At 34.3% G+C, this 21,378-nt stretch carries 25 protein-coding genes; 21 read left to right on the top strand and 4 right to left on the bottom strand.

The genetic code is table 11. The features are described 5' to 3' along the window. The first annotated feature begins 36 nt into the window (after positions 1 to 36). A complete protein-coding gene (locus GQS55_RS16170; RefSeq protein ID WP_159821472.1) occupies positions 37 to 612 on the top strand; it encodes a hypothetical protein in 576 nt (191 codons plus the stop codon). A 479-nt stretch (positions 613 to 1,091) separates the two neighbouring features. On the opposite strand, the gene GQS55_RS16165 is transcribed toward GQS55_RS16170, so the two are convergent. Then, entirely contained in the window at positions 1,092 to 1,448 is a 357-nt protein-coding gene (locus GQS55_RS16165; protein WP_159821471.1) for a helix-turn-helix domain-containing protein, read from the bottom strand. A gap of 210 nt (positions 1,449 to 1,658) precedes the next feature. Here GQS55_RS16165 and GQS55_RS16160 point away from each other — a divergent pair, with 210 nt between their 5' ends. The 10 genes from GQS55_RS16160 (at position 1,659) to GQS55_RS16115 (ending at position 9,564) form a co-directional block, all read left to right on the top strand. Beyond that, complete coding sequence (locus GQS55_RS16160; RefSeq protein WP_159821470.1) at positions 1,659 to 1,916, top strand: pyocin activator PrtN family protein; 258 nt, start codon at positions 1,659 to 1,661, stop codon at positions 1,914 to 1,916. 205 nt (positions 1,917 to 2,121) lie between these two features. Next, positions 2,122 to 2,997, top strand: a complete 876-nt coding sequence (locus GQS55_RS16155) for a replication initiation factor domain-containing protein (protein WP_159821469.1) — start codon at positions 2,122 to 2,124, stop codon at positions 2,995 to 2,997. Next, positions 2,997 to 4,205, top strand: a complete 1,209-nt coding sequence (locus GQS55_RS16150) for a replication initiation factor domain-containing protein (protein WP_159821468.1) — start codon at positions 2,997 to 2,999, stop codon at positions 4,203 to 4,205. Before GQS55_RS16155 ends, GQS55_RS16150 begins: the two co-directional genes overlap by 1 nt. Then, entirely contained in the window at positions 4,198 to 4,554 is a 357-nt protein-coding gene (locus GQS55_RS16145; protein WP_159821467.1) for a DUF1293 family protein, read from the top strand. The genes GQS55_RS16150 and GQS55_RS16145 overlap by 8 nt, the downstream gene beginning before the upstream one ends. A 2-nt stretch (positions 4,555 to 4,556) precedes the next feature. Continuing rightward, complete coding sequence (locus GQS55_RS16140; RefSeq protein ID WP_159821466.1) at positions 4,557 to 4,811, top strand: hypothetical protein; 255 nt, start codon at positions 4,557 to 4,559, stop codon at positions 4,809 to 4,811. Positions 4,812 to 4,834: 23 nt separating this feature from the next. Further along, positions 4,835 to 5,053 carry a hypothetical protein gene (locus tag GQS55_RS16135; RefSeq protein WP_159821465.1) on the top strand — a complete coding sequence of 73 codons (219 nt, stop codon included), beginning with the start codon at positions 4,835 to 4,837 and terminating at the stop codon, positions 5,051 to 5,053. Positions 5,054 to 5,180: 127 nt separating this feature from the next. Beyond that, positions 5,181 to 6,857, top strand: a complete 1,677-nt coding sequence (locus GQS55_RS20090; protein WP_159821464.1) for a collagen-like protein — start codon at positions 5,181 to 5,183, stop codon at positions 6,855 to 6,857. Next, a complete protein-coding gene (locus GQS55_RS16125) occupies positions 6,854 to 7,243 on the top strand; it encodes a hypothetical protein (RefSeq protein ID WP_159821463.1) in 390 nt (129 codons plus the stop codon). The genes GQS55_RS20090 and GQS55_RS16125 overlap by 4 nt, the downstream gene beginning before the upstream one ends. A 14-nt stretch (positions 7,244 to 7,257) precedes the next feature. Beyond that, positions 7,258 to 8,616, top strand: a complete 1,359-nt coding sequence (locus GQS55_RS16120; RefSeq protein ID WP_159821462.1) for a zonular occludens toxin family protein — start codon at positions 7,258 to 7,260, stop codon at positions 8,614 to 8,616. Positions 8,617 to 9,114: 498 nt separating this feature from the next. Further along, entirely contained in the window at positions 9,115 to 9,564 is a 450-nt protein-coding gene (locus GQS55_RS16115) for a hypothetical protein (protein WP_159821461.1), read from the top strand. An 801-nt stretch (positions 9,565 to 10,365) separates the two neighbouring features. Here the strand turns inward: GQS55_RS16115 and GQS55_RS16110 are convergent. Together GQS55_RS16110 and GQS55_RS16105 are read right to left on the bottom strand one after the other, a co-directional pair. Continuing rightward, positions 10,366 to 11,439: a hypothetical protein gene (locus tag GQS55_RS16110; protein ID WP_159821460.1), complete on the bottom strand. Its 1,074-nt coding sequence runs from the start codon at positions 11,437 to 11,439 to the stop codon at positions 10,366 to 10,368. A gap of 80 nt (positions 11,440 to 11,519) precedes the next feature. After that, positions 11,520 to 12,581, bottom strand: a complete 1,062-nt coding sequence (locus GQS55_RS16105) for a site-specific integrase (RefSeq protein WP_159821459.1) — start codon at positions 12,579 to 12,581, stop codon at positions 11,520 to 11,522. 107 nt (positions 12,582 to 12,688) lie between these two features. Here GQS55_RS16105 and dusA point away from each other — a divergent pair, with 107 nt between their 5' ends. The 6 genes from dusA (at position 12,689) to GQS55_RS16075 (ending at position 17,115) form a co-directional block, all read left to right on the top strand. Further along, the gene (gene dusA / locus GQS55_RS16100) at positions 12,689 to 13,714 is read left to right on the top strand and encodes a tRNA dihydrouridine(20/20a) synthase DusA (RefSeq protein ID WP_159821458.1); all 1,026 of its coding nucleotides are present in this window, start codon (positions 12,689 to 12,691) and stop codon (positions 13,712 to 13,714) included. Positions 13,715 to 14,247: 533 nt separating this feature from the next. Beyond that, entirely contained in the window at positions 14,248 to 14,583 is a 336-nt protein-coding gene (locus GQS55_RS16095) for a hypothetical protein (protein ID WP_159821457.1), read from the top strand. Positions 14,584 to 14,596: 13 nt separating this feature from the next. Beyond that, on the top strand, positions 14,597 to 15,271 hold the full coding sequence (pspA, locus tag GQS55_RS16090) for a phage shock protein PspA (protein ID WP_159821456.1): 675 nt from the start codon (positions 14,597 to 14,599) through the stop codon (positions 15,269 to 15,271). Positions 15,272 to 15,414: 143 nt separating this feature from the next. Next, entirely contained in the window at positions 15,415 to 15,645 is a 231-nt protein-coding gene (locus GQS55_RS16085; RefSeq protein WP_159821455.1) for a PspC domain-containing protein, read from the top strand. Between the two features lie 36 nt (positions 15,646 to 15,681). Then, positions 15,682 to 16,032: a hypothetical protein gene (locus GQS55_RS16080; RefSeq protein ID WP_159821454.1), complete on the top strand. Its 351-nt coding sequence runs from the start codon at positions 15,682 to 15,684 to the stop codon at positions 16,030 to 16,032. Positions 16,033 to 16,068: 36 nt separating this feature from the next. Beyond that, complete coding sequence (locus tag GQS55_RS16075; protein ID WP_159821453.1) at positions 16,069 to 17,115, top strand: tetratricopeptide repeat protein; 1,047 nt, start codon at positions 16,069 to 16,071, stop codon at positions 17,113 to 17,115. Here GQS55_RS16075 and GQS55_RS16070 read toward each other — a convergent pair. Beyond that, positions 17,108 to 17,755, bottom strand: coding sequence for an enoyl-CoA hydratase-related protein (locus GQS55_RS16070; protein ID WP_159821452.1), 648 nt, complete (start codon positions 17,753 to 17,755; stop codon positions 17,108 to 17,110). The genes GQS55_RS16075 and GQS55_RS16070 overlap by 8 nt on opposite strands. Positions 17,756 to 17,867: 112 nt before the next feature. Here GQS55_RS16070 and GQS55_RS16065 point away from each other — a divergent pair, with 112 nt between their 5' ends. The 4 genes from GQS55_RS16065 to GQS55_RS16050 all read left to right on the top strand — a co-directional run bounded on the left by GQS55_RS16065 (position 17,868) and on the right by GQS55_RS16050 (position 21,244). After that, the gene (locus tag GQS55_RS16065) at positions 17,868 to 18,749 is read left to right on the top strand and encodes an IS982 family transposase (RefSeq protein ID WP_159818812.1); all 882 of its coding nucleotides are present in this window, start codon (positions 17,868 to 17,870) and stop codon (positions 18,747 to 18,749) included. 180 nt (positions 18,750 to 18,929) lie between these two features. Beyond that, positions 18,930 to 19,451: a copper chaperone PCu(A)C gene (locus tag GQS55_RS16060; protein WP_159821451.1), complete on the top strand. Its 522-nt coding sequence runs from the start codon at positions 18,930 to 18,932 to the stop codon at positions 19,449 to 19,451. Between the two features lie 9 nt (positions 19,452 to 19,460). After that, positions 19,461 to 20,462 (top strand): DUF2333 family protein, encoded by a 1,002-nt coding sequence (locus GQS55_RS16055; protein ID WP_159821450.1) that lies wholly within the window; start codon positions 19,461 to 19,463, stop codon positions 20,460 to 20,462. A gap of 5 nt (positions 20,463 to 20,467) precedes the next feature. Continuing rightward, positions 20,468 to 21,244, top strand: a complete 777-nt coding sequence (locus GQS55_RS16050) for a TIGR04219 family outer membrane beta-barrel protein (protein WP_159821449.1) — start codon at positions 20,468 to 20,470, stop codon at positions 21,242 to 21,244. Positions 21,245 to 21,378: the final 134 nt, after the last annotated feature.

Raw genomic sequence — 21,378 nt, 5'->3', positions numbered from 1 at the left:
TTTTTAATAAGGTAATGAGTAATCAAGGAGTGAGTATTGAAAAGTTACATAAATACATCAATAAGCCCCAATCAAGCCATTTTTTTTATTGTAGTGTTAACGCTTAGTATCATTGGTTATTTTTATACTCTTTTTGATGAAATAGCTATGCTTGAGCGTGTTAACGAGCAGAGTGTTTTGTTAAAAATACGTACAGCTGTAATTCCACTCATTGTTATGATGCCAGCTTTGTGTATTTTGATCTGGGGGATTTTTTGTAGGCTTAAGAATAGGGTTTTAGCGCAGAAACAAAAGATGGGGCTTTTTGTAATAATTGCTTGTTTCCCTATGTTTTTAATTGTTTGGCTAATTTATAGTTGGCAGTTAACTAGTTGGCTACATGATAAAGGCTATACAGAGTGTAGTTGGTATTCAGGAGCTAGCTTGGGTGCGCCGAAAATTATGATGAATAATGTAGGCTTGTGTCTCGATGAAGGGTACCAAGTCAGAGTTGAACTTTTGGACTGGTTTGAGGAACAATATAAACAAGGTGTTACTCCTACTATTGATACGGTGATAATAAAACAACAGCAATTATTATTAGACTATAACGATCGCTTTAATTTGTTGTAATTAGTTATAATAAAGCTAACACAAATTTAATTAAACGTTTTATATAGGTAGCTATTAGCTATTAGCTATTTTATCGAGTGATAGTATCTAATTTAAAAATTTCATCTGGTAAAAATACACATAATATATTCTTGTTATTTCTTTTGTTATTTCTTTTGTTATTTCTTTTGTTATTTCTTTTGTTATTTCTTTTGTTATTTCTTTTGTTAAGTCCGCTTAAAATTCGTATAATCCACGCATATATCAGCCATTAATTTTAATGGTTAATTCATGTCTTTTTTATAGGTTTCACTTCTAATAATATGATTTCACATAAACTCTCCGTCGCCCCAATGCTCGATTGGACTGATATGGTTATCTTTACTGGGATTGCTGCTCTTATGGAACATTATAGGAACTACCTTATAATTTTTATATTTTCTAAAAAGGTTCCATAATCTTAAGTTTTACTCAAAAAGAGGTTTAAATTATTTTATTAACTAATTTGCCTTAAGCTTCAGCATTATTTTTTCTGTAATAAATGAAAGACCTATCTTTTCATTCTTTGTAATTGCCCCACTATCAATCAATTCGTAAATACTGTCAGTTATCGAGTCTCTTAATTGCTCAAGGTTTTTTTGTGCATCGTCATTTTCCTTTCCAAACAATAAATAATCCATCGTTACATTATTTTCTTCTGCTACTTGAACGCAAATATCAAATGGTATTCCCTCACGTTTTCTGGTGGTAGTTGCCCAATTATCTTTGTATCCGTATTTATTTGATAACTCTTTAAGTGTTTTTACATTACAGGTATCCATTAAACGTAAAAAAATATCTTTAGAAATCATGGTCATAATTTTAAATCCTCTATAACACACAAAAATAACTTGAAAGTAACTGTTTGTGCGTTTAATATCTGAATGGTTACTTATTGTGTTGCTTTGTTATTATTATGGTTTGTTTATTACTTTTTGGTAATTTTACACTCAAATTGACATAAATAGTATTTCTTTAGCACATTATTAATGTGTTTAGTGTTTTAGTTTATCTCAGGAGGAGACGTTTTGAATACAAATTTTGCACTTTTGGCGCGTTTTGAAACGCCAATAATTAATCTGAAAGACGTTTGCCAAGAATTTTTTGGTATTACGGTCAAAACAGCTATGCAAAAAATAAAAGGTCAAGACTTCCCTGTTCCTACTTTTAGACTGGCTAACTCAGAGCGCTCACCTGTATTTATAAAAGTAGAAGATTTGGCCAATTATATTGACCAACAATATCAAATTGCCTCGAAAGAGTGGCAATCAGTACACACGGCTTAATTGATATGAAAGTTGATATTTACTACGAGAGCGACCCAATAATGGGCGTAAATGTCACATATGACTTTAACGGAAAACGTCATTATGACTTTTTTAGCTCCTTGTATTTATTCAATGTTTGGGCTTCATCTGAATTTTACAGTTCAGAATTAATTGAAATTACTAATAGCAATTATCCACTTTTAGTACAGCAGGGGAAAATCTAATGAAATCTAATATAAAAAATGAAGAATTTAACCAAACTACTCAAAAGTTAATGCCCATTCAAAAATCAGATACTGTCAACATTACTTTTTTAGCTTTCTCATTTCCTATATCAGCACTTAGTAACTTTCCTAAAGAAAGTATTATTGATTTACAAGCTGAATTAATCACAGACTTATGTAAAAAAGCACTGAAATTTTGGGTAAATGATGTTTTAGGATTTGAAATGTCACCTACGCGTGGCCGTGGTTGTTATGGCTATAAAGACTCTATGACCTTGAGTTCGAATGGCGAAGTTATGGGACTTATTTGTCTAGGTGGTCAAAGAGATACAATTTTCTTTCAAATATCTGATAAGGGCTGTAAGCATTTGTTTAGCCATATAACACCTAGTGTATTACACCATTGGTTATCTAAAACTTTGACCGTCAGTAAGTTAAGCCGTATTGATTTAGCTATTGATAATTTTGACGGGGATTTCGATTGTAACTATGCAGTAAAAGCCCATAAAAATGGCTTGTTCAGAACCTCTAGTCATGGCCGTTATCCTGAAATAAGTTCCAAGAATAAATACTCATCTGACACTGAATTAAAAAAAGAGTACAGACAAGAAATGATTCTGGTCGGGTCTCGTAAATCAATTATCCATTGGCGTATTTATAACAAAAAATTACAGCAAGGTATTAAGCGAGATAACTTTTATTGGTATCGCTCTGAGGTTGAATTAAAAAAACTTTCAGTTGATTCATTACTTGATTTAGTGGCCACCTTTGCTGATATATGCCCCTTTGCAGCATCGTTTTATTTAGACAAAGGCGTAAAAACTAAGGCAGTTAATAAAGCAACAAAATTTTCTTTAGTGGCGGGAATACTCTAATGAAAGTTGGAAGTAAAAAGGACGTTTATACCAAAACTGCTGAAACTTTAATGGCTCATGAAAAATCTGATGCTATCAAGATTGATCACTTAGCTTTCGCTTTTCCTATTTCAGAGCTGCGTTATTGCCGGAAAGCTGGTGCTGCAAATTTACATACTGATCTAGTTATTGGTAGTAAAAAATCGTTTTTCACTAACAAGGATGTTCCCATAATTAAACGTATAAAACGTAATGGCATTTATCCAAAGCCACCTGTTATTAAATCCGGTCAGGCTGTTGGTCTTGATGAATATGAAGCTTATAAAGAAAAAGTTTCTAAATTAATGACTGATTTTTACGAAAAAACTTTAAAAGTCTGGGTTAATGAGGTTTTAGGTTTTGAAATGTCACCTATGCGTGGTCGCGGCTTACATGGTTATAAAGACTCTATGACTTTACGGGCTAACGGTGTAGAAGTTGGTTTCATAGGCCTAGGTGGTCAAGGGAGTACTGTTTATTTTCAAATTTCAGGTACGGGCTGTAAATCATTGTTTAGCCACACTTCACCATTTATTTTGCATCACTGGTTATCCAAAGTTTTTACTGTCACTAAGTTAAGTCGTATTGATTTAGCGTTTGATGATTTTGACGACAATTTCGATTGTGACTATGCAGAAAAAGCTTATATAGACGGTTGGTTTAGAACGTCTAATCGCGGTAAAACACCCGTAATCAACCCTAATCATAAATACACTTATGATAATGATATGAATAAGATTTATGAGCAAGAAATGATTTGTGTTGGCTCTAGAAAGTCAATTGTTTACTGGCGAATCTATAACAAGAAATTAGAACAAGGTATTAAACAAGATAACTTTTCTTGGTATCGCTCAGAGGCTGAATTAAAAAAATGGACTGTGGATTGTTTACTTAATCTAGGTGCTACGTTTGCTGGCCTATGTCCTTTTGCTGCCTCTGTTGATTTAGATAAAGGCATTAGAACTAAAGCAATGAGCAAAGCGAAAGAAGTTTGTCTTGATGTTGCCTCTCGTATTCGACACGTTCGCCGTTCTGCTGGTAAAGCATTAGGCGATGTATTGGAGATTTTCGAAGGTGACATATCAAAAACAATGGGTTTAATTTTGCCCGAAGAAACGGGGGGGAAGCTTGGCATCCCTCCTACCTATCAACAATTAATTAATCAAGTTACAGAGGTTCAACATGTCTAACAAAATAATTTTATGCGGTCTACAAATTACTAGCTTTCCTGAAAGTAAAAACCCTAATGCAGAATCAGCGTTATTACTCATGCTTTATCCACTTGAAAACGTAGATGCACCAAAGTTTAAGCGTAAAGCTGTAGGCCAATCGACAGAAACACCATTTGGTAAGCAGTCATTAAGCATTAACGCTAAATATGCTCATACACTTATCGATACAGGTGCTTTTGTTTCAAACAAAGAGTATGACCTTGTCGTTGGTTTCAATACAGATACTTTTGAGAATGAAATTTCAAAAATAACACCTGTTGACCCTGCGGTTAAAAAGCATTTTGACGAATGTTTGAGCGCTAAATAATTATGTCATTTTGCGCGATTAATGATGGCTCTGGCTATATAAAGATTGTTGCGGAAACTGACTGTACAGAATTTGTTTTAATGTCTCAGGTTGATTTTGATAATTTAAAATCTGGTTCATTACAACAAATGCAAGAAACTTTGAATTTGCTTTTTGCGTTTGATTTAGAGGTTTTTGCAATTGTTGAGTTGGCTTTAATATTGGCTTTCTTAACTTCACACTTTACTGGTCGCGTTGTTCGTTGGCTTGGTAAATAATTTTTTAAATTAAGGTACAAAACATGAAAAAATTTATTATGAATAAGAAAAACCAATTAGTTGCTGTTGTTACTTTAGCTGCTGGCTCTTCAACTGCTGTTACTGCTGCTGATTATACTGCTGATATTGCTACTGCTGTTACTGATGGTACAGGCAATGTTACTGCTGTTATTGCTGGTGTAATTGCAATTGCAATTCTTGGTTTTGGTGTAGGTAAAATGCTTGGTTGGTTTAACCGTTAATTAATGGTTATTAGCATCCTTTTAGCCTGTACTCTTTACTTCTGCATGGTAGAGGGTTTTACATCTGGTATAAGGGCATCTTAGAACACAATTAGGGGTTTAATAACCCCTTTTATTGAGTTTACTTATGAAATTTTTAACTTTTATTTTTTTTATTATTTTGTATTCTTCGCCTTCTTATTCTGTTCTCACAGTTGATCGTACAACTTGGGATACTCTTTCTGGTACAACATGCAATGATTTTGTTTCATGTACAGCCCTTTTTGCTCCTATGCCTGACCGTGTTTTAACTGGCACTTTTTACATCAATAGTCGCGATAGACTTTATGCTACTTATCATTCACTTGAGGGTACAGCTCTTTATACAAAATATATTGAATTCGAACTTACTGATGATTGCTATATTGGTGATGATTACGGGATTATGTGTGGGCTAACTTGTAATTCTAGAGCCTCTTGTTTGACTTATGCTGGCACTGCTTGTACTGATGGCTATGTTACAGAGTATGTTTTTACTGATGTGGCGAATTGGACTTTTGCATGTCCTGATATTAGGTATGAGGATAATTTTGAACAGCTACCTGATGAAGCTATTGTTTATTCTGCTATTCGTGGCGAAAGAGGCATGAGAGGTCAAAGTGGGGAAGATGGTATTGATGGTATAGATGGCATGGATGGTAATAGCTGTGTAGTCGAAGAATCTTCAGCTGGTTCTACTATAATTTGTGGGGGCGATTATTCTAAAGCCCAAACAATTAAAAATGGTCTTGATGGTGAAAATTTTGAATTTGATGATTTTACATCTGAACAATTAGACTCTTTAAAAGGTGAGGATGGTAAAAACGGCCTCGATGGTCAGATTGGTTATGATGGTCGTGATGGTTTGGATGGCATTGATGGTAAAGATGCAGTTGAGTGCACTGTGAATAAAGCAAGTGGAGTAGTTACTATTTCATGTCCTAGCGGTAATCAAACTGTATCAGAATTATTGATAAAACAAGAATTAAATGCACAATTAAAGGCTGAGAATTGCTTTATTACTAGTGTTGATGAAGTAACAAATACAACTATCTATTCTTGTCCAGATGGAGAAAGAACCGTACAAGTAAAAGACGGTGAAGACTTTAAATTTGCAGATTTTACACCTGAACAATTAGTATCTTTAACTGGTAATGATGGAATTGATGGAATTGATGGAATTGATGGAATTGATGGAATTGATGGTCAAGATGGAATTGATGGTCAAGATGGAATTGATGGTAATAATGGTATTGACGGTCAAGACGGTTTAAAGGGGGAAGACGGAATTGACGGCCAAGATGGCCTAAAAGGCGAAAAAGGCTCTGTCGGTATTGCTGGTTCTGCTGGTACTGACGGTATTGCTGGTTCTGACGGTATTGATGGTGAAAATGTAGATACTGATGCTGTTGTTTCAGCAATAAATAATTTAAACGGTTCTATTACAGGTACAAGCAATGCGCCTAACTCTGGTTTAGGCTCAGAATTATCTTCTTATAATGATCTCTTTAATGATTCTTCAGATTATGAAACTTCTATAGAAACCGTAAAAGCTGAAATAAAGTCACAACAGGAGCGATTCTTTACCGATGTCAAATCAAAGTTTTCATTTAATGCAACGGCTGGTGCTGGTTATAGCGCTAATCAGTTAGACCTCGGCAAATGGGGTACTCACAATATTTCTATTTCGAGGTTTTCAGATTTTTTTGGTGGTATTGGTAACGTTATCTATTTTTTAGCTTCCCTTACTGCTTTAACAATTGTTTTAGGAGGTATTAAACTTTGAAAATATTCATTCTACTAATTCTATTGGTTTCTTTTCCTACATTTGCATCAACTGGTATTTCAGGTTTTTTTAATGATTCTTTAACTTTCTTTCAAGATATATGGTTTTTTATTACCGATACCATACCAGAAACTATTAACAGTTTTTTTGTTTGGTTATATACATATGTAGTCTATTTATATTTTAAAATTCACTTTGAGTCATTATCTTTTGCTCATTCGGTAGCTCTGTCTTTCCTAGATATGATTGATTTAACCTCTATTGTTAACAATGCTACTTCTGCCCTATCACCTGATTTAAAACAGGTTGCTGTTGATGTTAGATTCTTTGACTCTTTGACTTTATTAGTTGAAGCATTAATAACAAGACTTGTTTATAAGTGGTAATTTAAGGAAATATTATGGCTACTAAAGTTTTTCATGGTCCACCTGGTTCTTACAAATCATCAAGTGCAGTTTGGTTTGATGTTTTACCCGCTCTAAGGTCTGGTCGTGTTGTTGTAACTAATGTTCAAGGCATGAAAACTTTGGAAGAAATACAACAAATATTAGGTGAAGTGTTCCCAAATACATCAAGATTGTTACGAATTAGTATAGGTAATGAATCAGGTATGATTTTGATGAGGAATTTCTTTCATTGGCTTCCCATAGGTGCAATGATTTTTATTGATGAAGTCCAAGATATTTACCCTAATGATAAAAGTTTTAAAGCTGCTGATTATGATTATGTAAAAGAGGGGCAATTTGACTCTGTTCTGCCGCAAGACTTTATTGAAATATATCATTCTGAACAAAGAAAAATTAAAGACAATGTTAATATTGATGATTATCTAGATGATATAGGAGAATCGCTTTTTGATGAACGGGGGTATTTAAGGTATCCACGTACATTAAGAGAATGCTTCATGAGACATAGACATTATAACTGGGATATTTTATTAGCGACACCAGATATAAAAGAGGTTTCAGGCTTTATACGTTCCGTTTGTGAGGTTGCTTATTGCCATTCCTCTAAAGATGCAATTCCAATACCTTATTTTAAGCGTAGACCTCGCGTTCTAGAACATTTACCCAAATCAAATGGTACAACGGTAGGCAAAAATGATATTAAAACTTTCAGAAAAATTCCCGTCACTGTCTTTGGCCTTTACCAGTCCACAGCAACGGGAAAAAATACTAAGTCGGGTGTGGGTCAATCGCCTTTTTCTATTCGTTTGCTTTTTGGCTTTGCCTGTATTATTGCCTATATTCTTTATATGGTTTTTTTCTTCTTCGATGATGATGGCGATAAAGTCGATAAGGATCTTCTTAATCCTTCATCTTCTACGCTACTCGAAGATAAGAAGCTTTTACAAGAAACTAAAAAAAATAATAAAAAGGTTTTGCCTAATGATTATTTCGGTAGTAAAAAAGATAGCAATGTTACTTATCGTGATGCTTCTGTTTCGACTATTACTTCGCCTAATAATTTTGTAGCTCTACCTTTTGGAGCTAGTAAAATTTACTTAAATGCTGTTAATACGGTTTACCATACTAAACATAAAGTCAGTAGGGATTATGTATTTACAGTTGACGTTAAAGGGGAAAGGATGACCGTATCATCAGACATATTACTTTCAATGGGTTATAAGATATTTTATAAATCCTCTTGCATGGTTGAATTACGTGGCGATGATGTAAGTACTTATGTTTATTGTGAGCCTAGAAAAAGTGAAAAACAAAATATAGAATCAGAATCAGTTCAATTATCTATACTTTAGTCTTTATCATATTTGATAATAGTTTAATTTGACTTGTCATATTTGATAACGGCTTTTTGTATAGTTGGTCTTAGGGTTGATGATATTGGTATTTGTTGTTAACTTATAAAATATAATGATGATTAAATTGTAAAAAAGTATTTGTTGAGCCAATAAATACTTTTAAATAACAATAAATTTGAGCAATGAGTCGTAATTTTTCAAGTTTTCAATAAAAAAGGGTTATCTGTCATATTAATTACAGATAACCCTTTTTAAAAAATTACTGATGTAGGATTCAGTAAATACGCGCTTAATAACCCAACCAATTAACTATAAACTTTTAGTTTTTTTTTATCAAATATTTTATTAAAGGATTAACATGAGAACATTTCAATACCTTTTAAGAAAAACTAGTTCATTTATTTTTTCAAAGCCCGAGAATGTAATAGTGTTTGCTTTTACAATTATTATTCTTTTGGCAATTTTAAAATTTTATTTGGTTTAGGATTGTCAAATATGAGTTGGGAAAATGAAATCAAAAAATATTATGAGGATAAAATGTCAGTTAGGGTTTTGTATTCTCAAGAAGTAGAAAATAAAGATCTAATTGATGACTATTTTAATAATATAGCTTTACCAGCTCTTGAGGAGTTAAAGGAGCAGCTAGAGCCACATGTACAAGAAATAAAAGTTTCAAGAATTTCTTCTAAAGTCAAAATATCGTTTAAAGATGACTATTTTAAGAAATCAGTTTTTTTTGTAGACTTTTCAATTAAAAATGTTTGTGTATCTTTTCCCTATCAGTTGAATAATGTTTTAAATTTAGGTGCTGTGTTTTATTTAGAGCCTTTGGATGAGCAGGCTGATTTGGGTATGGATTTTATAATCGAAGAATTTATGAGGTTTTTTAATTCGAGAAAAGAAATTATGGAAGAAAGTGAAGCTATGATGGAAGTAGTATCTTGAAGTAATTATGTTGTCTTAAATAGTCACTGATTCAATAAAGCCTATCATCTATCTCCTTTGTCATACTTTAGAAAGGGAAACAGGAAACGCTTGTTTCCCGTTTCTTTTATTTGTGTGAAGCGTAATTTTGCAATATTAAAATTCATCTAGTATTTCTACTTTTTAATTATGTTGTCATATGTGATAACACAAATATAATCGTTATCATATATGACAACACATATATAATCGTTATCATATATGACAACACAATAATGAATACATTGTCCTCCTTAATAGGTTTTTACATCACCACCTAAAAAATGTTGGTATTTTGGGTATTATTTATTTTTTTATTAGGTTTCACTTACGGTCGAATTATTGAAAATAATAACTGTGTTCTCTGTTAAATGCTCTTTTTTTATGCGAAGCATGGAGCGAAGCGGTAAAAATATTTGTTCAATCGTAATTATCTTAGCTTGCGATGTTCGTGGAGTTTCTTCAGTTGCAGCGCTGGAGAAAATAACGGGCTGATGAAAGCTTTTATTTCACTGCTTTATTAATTGTTTCAGCTAGTCTTTTAAAATTTCGCCCCTGCCGTCCTGCCAAACTTCTTTTGAACTTGTTTTTATTCTTTTTTATTGTAGCGAACGACGAGGACGAGGGCGAAGCCTGAGCAACGAGGACGAAGAGTAGCGAAAATCCCCCGTCATGTATTACGGGGGTAGATTCCACCAAAACATGCGGCCTTGGGTTAATGCTTTGTTTTTAGTCCCGTTTAGTAATACGGGGGTAAAGGTTGGTAATTTATGGACTCTAAGGTTAGTCGCCTGTATTTTTATCTTCTAAAAGAAGTCGCTCTTTCATTTTTTCAAACTTCTTAAGTGATTCCTGCAAAGCTTTTTCAGTTTCGTTATCAGCTGATTTAGAGTCAGTTATACATTTTATATTACCACCATCATCCAAAAATTTACTAAGCTCCTTAATAGCTTTTTTAAGTTCATTACTACATTCATTTTTACAAGCATATTTTTTTATTAGCTTGTCGGTTATTCTTTTAAACTGATCTTCATGATCTTGCTCAATTTTTTCTTTTTCTTCTTTAAGTAACTCGTCGTACACCTGCTGTTTATCGGAATTCTTTTGGTTGTCCCGTATATATTTCATTCCTTCATAGCTAGCCCACGCTTCAATACTTGTTAATGTAAAATCCGCAATATGGTTAATTGTTTCACATATCATGTTAATGGTTTCAATATTAGCAAGTAAGTCTATTAGTATAGAGCCATTACCTGCACCTATTATTTCAATTTCTTCAGGTGATTTCCCCTGTGCTATCGTGTAGCCTCTAGCTATATTGTACCAACTTTCCGACCAAGTCTTTAGTTCTACAAAATTAGAAATTGACGCTTTTTCTTTGAATGTTAGTCGGGTGAATACTTTATTTTCCGGATTTTTGAAGTCTTGTTTTTTAGAACTATAGGGGAGGTCTTTAAAATAAATTAATATGTTAGAAAATTTATCTAGCGCATTTTTAAGTGATACGTTGAGATTACCAATTGTTGATATAACAAAAGAAAAATTATGATCTTTTTGTAAAATCCCATGCAAGGTTTTTAAAGAATGTTCATTGAATAAAGTATCGATATCTAAGCTTTTCATTAAAGTAGCTTGGTCATCTGTAAGCTGAATTTCTGGAAATTGCTTTAGTGCATTTGCTATCTGATTTAGTCTGTTTTTTTTATTATTTAAATATTGCGCGCCTTTAATATGCTTTTCATCTTTTGCATAAGCTTCTAAGTCAATTGTCAGAGCTTGAAAATATTTATCTAACTCTGTTTCTTCACATCCTTTCGTTATCCATGTAGCAAGTTGATATAGTTCTTGAGTTTCCATTATTCTTCCTTCTAGTTAAAGTTGTATTGATTTGGTGTTGTAACGTCTTTTTTCAAGTGCTTATTAATTATTTATATATTTTAATCGAATTTATCGTGTAGCTTATGTGGAAATAGCTGAGTATAAACTTGCCAAAGTATATTCAAATTTCTATGACCTGTAACTTGTGCCACCTCTTCAATAGAGTAGCCTTTCTCAAATAACCTAGATGCACCTTCTCGTCTTAAATCATGATATCTTAGGTCTGTTATCCCTAGACTTTTTCTAACACGTTGAAAACCTGCTGTCACAGACCTAGAATTATATGGAAATATCCTTTCATCTATTTCTAACTGCTTTTTTACTAAATCATATGAACCAGCTAGCAATGGCACGATCATATGATTGCCTTCTTTTTTTCTTGGATCTTTTCGGTCGCGTACAATGATTGTTTTATGTTCTTCGTTTAAGTCTTCCCATTTGATACTACAAACTTCGCCAATTCTCATACAGGTCAGTATTGAAAAGTTAAGAATATCAACGAATGGAATATTGCTACCTTGTTTGTTTTGTCTTTCTGTTAATGCTTCTATCAGTTTTTCTAATTCGTTCTCTGTTGGCCTACGCGTTCGCTTTTGGCTTTTACCTACAAGTTTCATTTCAATTAATACGGGTACAGCATCCTCAAATATTTTCCAATTAGCTGTTACATCAAAAACGGGCAGGGCTGTTTTCATTACGCTTCGTAAATAGGCAATGTCATGATAGATAGTTGCACCTCCTGCTCCTGCGGCTCTGCGCATTTTACAGTGATTTATTAAGTCACTACTTTTAAGTTCGTTTGATAAAACTGAGGCAATTGGGCAATCACGTAACATTTGTATAACGTAGCGTTTGGTTCTGCCAGTGTTATCCCATAAATCATGATCATTAAAATATAGGTCTAATAGTTCGCCAATTGTTATTATTTTGTCTTGTTTGGTGATGCTATTTAACTCAGCCGCTTCTTTTTGTATTCTCCCCCATGTTTTTGCTAATTCTTTTTTACTGAAAGTTCGTGATTCTCTATGTATAATTACGCCATTCTTTTTTACACGCACAGTGCATCGGTAGCTATATTCTCCGTTTGCCTTTTGGCGTTTATCAATTGTTACTGATGCCATCGTATTATTCCTTAATCGTCCCACTAAAAATGGGGCTCATTTGGAACACCTTATATGGAAACTCAACGAAAGTATAGGCGATTCAGAGCAGTTCAGGTTTTAAGTATATGCATACAAATAAGGCTTTAGAGCCAATAACTACAGACTCTACAGTGAATCATAGGCTCAGCGTTGCACCCATGCTCGATTGGACTGATCGTCATTGCCGATATTTTTATCGTGTATTGTCAGCACATACAGTGCTTTATACTGAAATGGTGACCACAGGGGCTATTTTACATGGTCGAGGTGATTATCTTTCTTATAACGATGCAGAGCATCCACTGGTACTGCAACTAGGTGGCAGTAACATTAAAGATATGACGGAATGCGCTAAAATAGCAGAGCAGTATGGCTATGATGAAATTAATATTAATGTTGGTTGCCCGTCTGATCGCGTACAAAATGGACGCTTCGGTGCTTGTTTAATGGCTGAGCCGACGCTTGTGGGTGATTGTGTTAACGAAATGCAGAATGCGACTAATATCCCTGTTACTGTAAAGTCACGAATTGGCATTGATGACTTAGATTCTTATGAGTTTTTACATACTTTTATTGATGAAGTGGCGAAAGCTGATTGTAATCACTTTATTATTCACGCAAGAAAAGCATGGCTAACGGGCTTGAGTCCTAAGCAGAATCGTGATGTTCCCCCATTAGATTACGAACGTGTTTATCAAATTAAACGAGACTTTTCTAATCTAAATATTTCAATTAATGGTGGTATTAAATCGTTAACTGAAACCAAAGAGCACTTACAACATGTTGATGGAGTAATGATAGGACGCGAAATATACAGTAGTCCTTACCTCCTGTCTGAGGTTGATCAACAAATTTACGGAGTTGATAAGCCAATTCTTTCTCGTGAGCAAGTTATCAATGCTATGGCTGACTATATAGATGAATATATTAGCATAACGCCTGAACATGGTAGTAATAGAGCATGGCATGTATTGCGTCATATGTTAGGCATGTGTAATGGTTTAGCGGGCGCTCGACAATTTCGTCGTGATTTAAGTGACTGCTCTAGCAATGCAAATGCTAACGGCGATAGTTTGAAACAGGCATTTGCTAAAGTTGTGCTACCTGAGTAAAACGATAATTTATTTATGCTCTACTGATCACTTACTTTGATCAGTAGAGTGAAGCTCCCCCCTATATTTATGACAAATATTTATACCTATTCATATTTTCTGTATACCTACAATCTCTTACCTTTCTTAAAATATTTTTACTTCATCAGTTTTTAAAGCACTTACTTCTCTGGCTTAACATTCACTTGTCTTGTCGTAATAGTTGATCTTTTTTACGGCTAAAAATCATCGTGCAAATTATTGGGTTAATTATTAGGTAAGTCGTTGGTCAATTTAACTAACGACGAGGTCAATTTCACTATTTTTTAGTTTGACATATTATGTCGTAATCTTCGCCGGATTGTGGTGTTTTTTATTTATTTCTTTTAAATCAGATGTTTGTTGGTTTTTTATTATTTGGCACGGCACTTGTAATAGTTATTACATGAATACAACCTGGCAGTAATTAAAAATACGGTTAGGTCTTAATAACATTATTTAACCTGAACTAGGTTTACTTAACAATTACACCAAACATAAGAAGGAATTTCGACATGAAACATTTTAACCGTAGAGCTATCAGCGTTGCTTTATTAATTACTTTAGGCACAGCTTTTAGCGTAAATGCAAGTGCAACAGAGTCGGCTAGTATCGAAAAATCATTAAGTGAAATGGTAATGGTACAAGGACAAAAGGTGATGAGTGATCTTACCGTGCAATTACAAGAATCTATCATGGAGGAGGTTAATCGTTTTAGCGCAAGTTTTTCTTTTGATGAATCAATTGAAAAGTCTATCGCTTGGTTAACAGAAGAAGAAAGCACTAAAGATGAACAGCCGGTTAGCCAGCTAGAAAATGTTTCAACAACTAATATTAATATACTGAAATAGTAGGAGAGAAGTCATGGGATTATTCACACGTTTTACCGACATCGTTAACGCGAATTTAAATAGTATGCTTGATAAAGCTGAGCACCCTGAAAAAATGATTCGCTTAATCATTCAAGAAATGGAAGAAACTTTAGTTGAGGTGCGTGCAACAGCAGCAAAAAATATTACTGAACAAAAAACGCATAATCGTAGAGTGCAGTTTGCAAAAGACAGTGTGGCGCAGTGGCAAAGTAAAGCGGAACTAGCCATCGCGAAAGACAGAGAAGACCTTGCTAAATCAGCATTGGAACAAAAGCATAAGTATCAAAACGAACTTAATACACTTAAGCAAGAAAGTGATGCTTTCGCTGAGTTTTCAACAAAAATACAAGACGATGCTTCACGCTTACAAGAAAAGCTATCAGAAGCACGACGTCGTCAAGAAGTATTTATCTTACGTCAAGAGTCAGTAAGTGTTCGATTGAAGGTTCGTGAGCAAGCAGCAATTTATAATATTGATGAAGCCATGAGTAAGTTTGAACGTTATCAGCAGAAGATAGATAGAGCTGAAGCACAAGTAGAAGCTTATGATTTAATGGAAGCGAGCAAAGCAGGACAAAGTTTAGATGCTCAATTTGCTGATATGGAAAAAGAAGAAGCGATTACTCAAGAACTCGACAAAATTAAGCAAAAATTATCAGCTGCTTAACCGCTATAAAAGTAACGATAAAAGTAGCGAGCGAAGCTAAAAACAAATAAGTGTCGGGCAATTTATATAGGTTGAATAGGTCTAAGTTGATAGTAATGCGAATTGCCCAGTATCACGAATAAAATAACGAAAGGAATAAACACATGAAATATGAAAGAGAGTTTTCGAGCAATCAAAATATAGATAACACTTTAGCTAAAGATAGTGTTCATAAGAAATTATCGGGTGTATGTGCAGGCATTGCTAAACATTATGATTTTCCTCGCATCGCAGTTCGCATAGCGGCTCTTGGCGCACTGATTTTATTTCCCGTCGCAACAGGTGTTGCTTATGTAGTGGCCAGTGTTTTATTGCCAGAAAGTAAGTATAGATAATGTTTGAGTTTGGCAAAATAAAAAAGGGGATACACAATGACATTTTTTAAATCGTTATTATTAGCAATATTCGCGACCTTATTTTTAACCTATGTTTTAGGTGTTAGTTTTTTAGAACTACTTGATATTAATGTGTATATGGATGGCGAGTTAATTGAGCCATTAAAAGCAATAGGGGTTTCAGCTGTGGCTACAGTTATTTTAGTACTAATTGCGCTGGCAATAGTTTTAAGTGTTTTTGGTTCATTGATTTTTGTTGGTTTTTTAATTGTTGGTTCGCTAATTATGGTCGCAGTAGGTGTTTTTTGGCCTGTTTTACTTATTGCTGCAATTATATGGTTAATGACTAGAAATCATTCAGAAAAACAATATACTAAGGCTCGATAATAAAATTTATAAAGCATATTAATACAAGGAATAATCATGCCACAACGGAATAAAAGTTTGTCTATTTTAAAGGGCTTAGTATTCGCCACCTTAGTTTCAGGTGTTAATTTTTCGTTATTTGCGAGTGATAATAGTGAACAAGGTGTGATAGAAGCACTTGATGAAGGAAACATTGTCGTAGCACAAGAGCGCTTTTCTAATTTAACTGAAGTACAAAAAAATACATTGTCAGGCAAAATTTTACAAAGCCGAATACTCTTTCGAGAAGACAACACAGAAGATTCTTATGAATTGTTAGAAGCGTTAAGTGAAAACAATAAAGATAACGCTGAGGTTTATTATTATTTTGGTCGTAGCGCGATTGTGATGGCGCAAAAAGTCAGTATTTTTTCTAAATTGGGTTATGCAAGTGAAGCATTAGAGTCATGGGAGCATGCTTTAACATTGAACCCTAACCATATTGAAACACTAGAAGGTCTTATTAGTTTTCATTTAGGAGCACCAAGCATTGCCGGTGGTGATATCGAAAAAGGCTTAGCCTATGCGAAAACATTGGTAACGCTTGATTCTGAGAAGGGCTATGCAAATTTAGCGAAAGTTTATTGGCAACAAGACAAAAATGATTTAGCTGAAAAAGCTATTGCCGATGGTTTAGCTATTACCCCTAATAGTGTTGAAATTTACTTTACGTTAGGCAGCGTTTATAGCGGGCAAGCTAAAGAAAATAGTACGCTGTGGAAAGAGGCACGTTTAGCACTGAATAAAGCATTAGAATATGCTGAATCAGCACAAGAAAAGCAACATGTACTATATCAGCTAGGTAAGGTCGCGGTTAATTCAGGTGAAGAAATTCAAGCGGGTATAATAGCGTTAGAGCAGTTGTTTTCATTGAAAACTGATCAATATCAGCAATGGGGACGGTATCGTTTAGCTCAACTTTATTTTGATGATAACCAACCAGGCAAAGCTAAAGATGTTATAGCCATGGTGGAATATCAAGATGATGAAGAGCTAGAAGATCAAGTAAAGTCTTTAGCAAAAAAAATTAAGAAAGCCGTTAAAAAACTAGCCAATGTTAGTTAAAAAACTTTCCTAAAATAGCTTTGCATTCAGGTGTGTTAACCAAGCGCGAGAATTCATGACCTTCATTTACTATGACTTGTGATAACTGTGATTGACTCGCCTGGCGAATAAGCTTTCTACTTGTCATTACTGCATCGCTTGGCAGGTTTGCGATAGTATTCGCAATTCCTTCACTAATTGATAATAGCTCATCAGGTGAACAAACTTGATTAGCTATACCATACTCTAACGCTTGCTCAGCTGAAAAAGTGTTACCAAGTACCATTAATTCAAAGGCACGGTTTTGACCAATTAATCGTGTTAATAAGAAGCTAGAACCAGCTTCTGGGCATAAACCTAATTGCGTAAAAGGGAGTTTGAATTTAGCGTTGTTAGCTGCAATAACCATGTCGCAATGTAGTAGTAATGTTGTTCCAATACCCACTGCATCACCCGCTACTGCGGCAATAATAGGTTTATTAAATTCACTGAGTATTTTGACAAAATCGAGGGCAACAAGTGAATCACCTTGCGCGCTTTCAATAAAGTCTTGTAGATCATTACCTGCACAAAAGCATTTTTCATTACCGCGTATTAAAATGCAGTTAATTGCCTTATTATTTTTAGCATAGTCAAAGTGTTGGCAAAGTTCTTGGTACATTAGCTTATTTAACCTCAATTCTGGATAAGAAGATAAAAAATTGAACTAAATACCCACCTAGCGATCAGATCTTTCGACCAAGAAACGATTTGAAAGCAAATAAGGTGGGCAGATGGATAATTTAGTGGAAATATTTTGTGATGTCGATGATTTTTGTCATCAATTTTCACCTAAATGGGAAGCACAATTGCTATCAGACGGTACTCGCAAGCGTAGACGTAGTTCGAAAATGTCTACCAGCGAGCGAATGAGCATTATGATTGCATTTCATCAGTCAAATCATAGAGATTTCAAAAACTTCTATATTGGTTTAGTCCAACGATACTGGACTGATGATTTCCCAGAGCTGCTCAGCTACACTCGTTTCATCAATACAATGTCAGATCTTATTGTACCAATGTGTGCTTACTTTCAAACGGTGAAAGGTGAGCCAACAGGAATTGCATTTGTAGATTCTACAAGCCTAAAGGTATGTCACAATATCCGTATTCCACGTAACCGTGTATTTGCAGATACGGCTAAGCGAGGAAAAGGAACAATGGGCTGGTTTTTCGGCTTTAAGCTTCATCTATTGATTAATCATAAAGGTGAAATCCTTGCTTTGAATATTACGCCGGGCAATACAAATGACCGAACTCCAATACCTGACTTATGTAAAAATCTTACTGGTAAGCTATATGCAGATAAGGGATACATTGGAAAAAACTTGAGCCAGACATTAAAGGAATCAGATATTGACTTAGTGACGACCGTGCGAAAAAATATGAAAGCTAAAGTAATATCAGCCTTTGATCGGGCAATGCTATCAAAGAGATACATAATAGAGACAGTGAATGATCAACTTAAAAACATATCTCAAATAGAGCACAGCCGCCATCGTAGTGAAACAGGTTTTATGCTTAATGTAATTTCAGGAATAGTTGCTTATTGTTTAAAAAGACAAAAGCCGTGTATTAAGTTATCGGATAGGGAACAGTCCATTATGAGTGCTTAAAATGCCGCACCTTATCCAGATCTCAGGTTATTTAGTGCGTTTTTTTTCTCAAAACGATTTAAAATAATAATAAATACACCATTGTTTTCTTTGGTTATAATGAAGTCAGTCATTTTGTTACTTTGCTAAGAGTGATAAAGTTAAACCTTAAGGGTTATCAAAAAGGATGTATAGCATCAAATGAAAAATATTTATTTATGTTGTGTACTACTAGTTTGTGGTTTGATGAGCTTTTTTAGTACGGCAAACCTTATACCAGAAGATAAAATACCAGAAGATAAAAGTTTAACACCTGTGGTTGAACAGGCGTATATACGTGCAACAATCCCTGGTACTTCAATATCATCATCTTATATGGAAATTGAAAACCAGAGCGATAACACTATTAGTCTATTAAGTGTTACTAGTGATATTTCTCCTCGTATTGAAATACATCAACATATTATGGCTGACGGTATGATGCGCATGCGTAAACTTGATTCAATTGAAATTGAAGCACAAGGGCGCGTTAAGTTACAGCCTTCAGGTTTACATTTAATGATCTTTGATGTCGAAATACCGTTAAATTCGAAGGAACAGGTTGAGTTAACATTACATTTTTCTAATAATGTAACTGTAACTATGGAAATCCCTGTTTATAGTCCTGCTCAAGAAAAGTCAGCACAAAAAACAATGTCAAGAATGCATAAGCATCACCATTAGGAGTAAAAAATGAAAACAAATTTTTCAGCTAAAAACGTTGGTTATATAACCGCGGGTATTTTCTTACTTTTTTACATTATTGGTGTTTATTGGAGTTTCAGTGTTGATTCTTTTGATGTTCGAGAAGAAGTAACAATAGCGGCAACTTCAGATAATGTAGTACCTGTTGTTGGTTATACAACTACCACTACGTTAATTAAGGTGGCGACAAGTATTTTAGATAAGCCTGGCGGTTACATCTCTAACGATGCATTACCACCAGGTGTATTTTTAGATAATATGCCTGCATGGGAATTTGGTGTGCTAGAAATGGTGCGCGATATGGCGTTGGTGTTACGTAAAGATTTTAGTCGTTCGCAATCACAATCTTTAGAAAATATCCATATTCAAAAAGCGCAACCTCAGTTTAATATTGATAATAAAAGCTGGGCAATGCCAAGTGCAGAATCCGAATATAGAAAAGCAATTGAAAGCTTAAACCTATATAGAAATGCGTTAGTTGGTTTGAGTAAAAATAAAGACGATCATGCCCAATTTTATGCGCGTGCTGATAATTTAACGTCGTACTTAGATGAAGTACAAAAACGATTAGGCAGCTACTCCCAAAGATTAAGTGCAAGTGTTGGTAAAGAAAAAATAAATACCGACCTAGCCGGAGATAATGAAGCAAGACAATCTAGCTATGAAAGTAACCACTCACAAGTAAGAACAAGTTGGTGGAAGCTCGATGACGTTTTTTATGAGTCACGTGGTGCTGCTTGGGCATTACTTCACTTTTTAAAAGCGATAGAAATTGACTTTGAAAGTGTTTTGAAAAATAAAAATGCAACGATTAGTCTGCAACAAATTATTCGTGAATTAGAGGCTAGCCAGCAAACTCTTTGGAGTCCGATGGTTTTAAATGGTGATGGCTTTGGTGTACTTGCTAATCACTCTTTAGTTATGGCTAATTATATTTCGCGTGCCAATGCAGCATTAATTGATTTAAATGAACTACTAAGAAAAGGGTAATGAGAATGAGAAAAGCAACCATAGCAACCTGTTTGGCGACAATGCTTTGTGCTACTAGTGTAAAAGCGGATACATTATTAGGGCTTTATATTGGTGGACAAGTATGGGTAAGCCAAGCTGAAGGTTCATTTGGTGAGGGAAGTACAGACCAGGCAACTGTTCAGCTTAAAGATCAAAATCAAGGAAGTTATTTTGTTGCGCTTGAACACCCAATTCCTTTAATTCCTAATATTAAATTGGTATCAACCACCCTTGATACATTAGGTGATGCAAACTTTAATGGCAGCTTTGAATTTGAAAGTGTTGTTTATGATGTTAATACAAATTTAGCAACTACGTTTGATACTAGCTATATTGATTATACTTTTTACTATGAAGTCTTTGATAATGACCTGTTAACCTTTGATTTTGGTCTTACTGTTCGCGATTTAGATAGTCAGATTAATATTGTTGGTGATGTTACTGCCAATGGCGTTACTACGCCAACAAACAGTGAACTTTCAGTGTCTGGTATTTTACCTTTATTCTACGTTAAGACGATTATTGGTTTGCCTTTCACTGGCTTCAATGTATTTGCTGAAGGTAACTTTGTTTCATATGACAGTAATAGCGTACATGACTACCAAGTAGGGGTTAGTTATTCAGTACTTGATAATCTTGCGATAGATTTCGATGTAACTTTAGGTTACCGAAGCGTGAAATTAGAGCTAAACGATATAGACGACTTATATTCTAATTTAACTTTTGATGGTGTATTTGCCGGCGCGATAATCCACTTTTAGTAATAAATAAAGACACTTAATGATTCAGAGCCTGAGTTAACATCAGGCTCTATTTTCTTTTTGTTTCTCCTATATTCCTTTTTGGAATAATAAACGTCTATCTATTCCTTTTAGTTTTATTTATTTTTGTCTAT

It is taken from the genome of Colwellia sp. 20A7 (assembly GCF_009832865.1).
Lineage (GTDB): Bacteria > Pseudomonadota > Gammaproteobacteria > Enterobacterales > Alteromonadaceae > Colwellia.
This window is presented reverse-complemented; position numbering and strand designations above follow the sequence as displayed.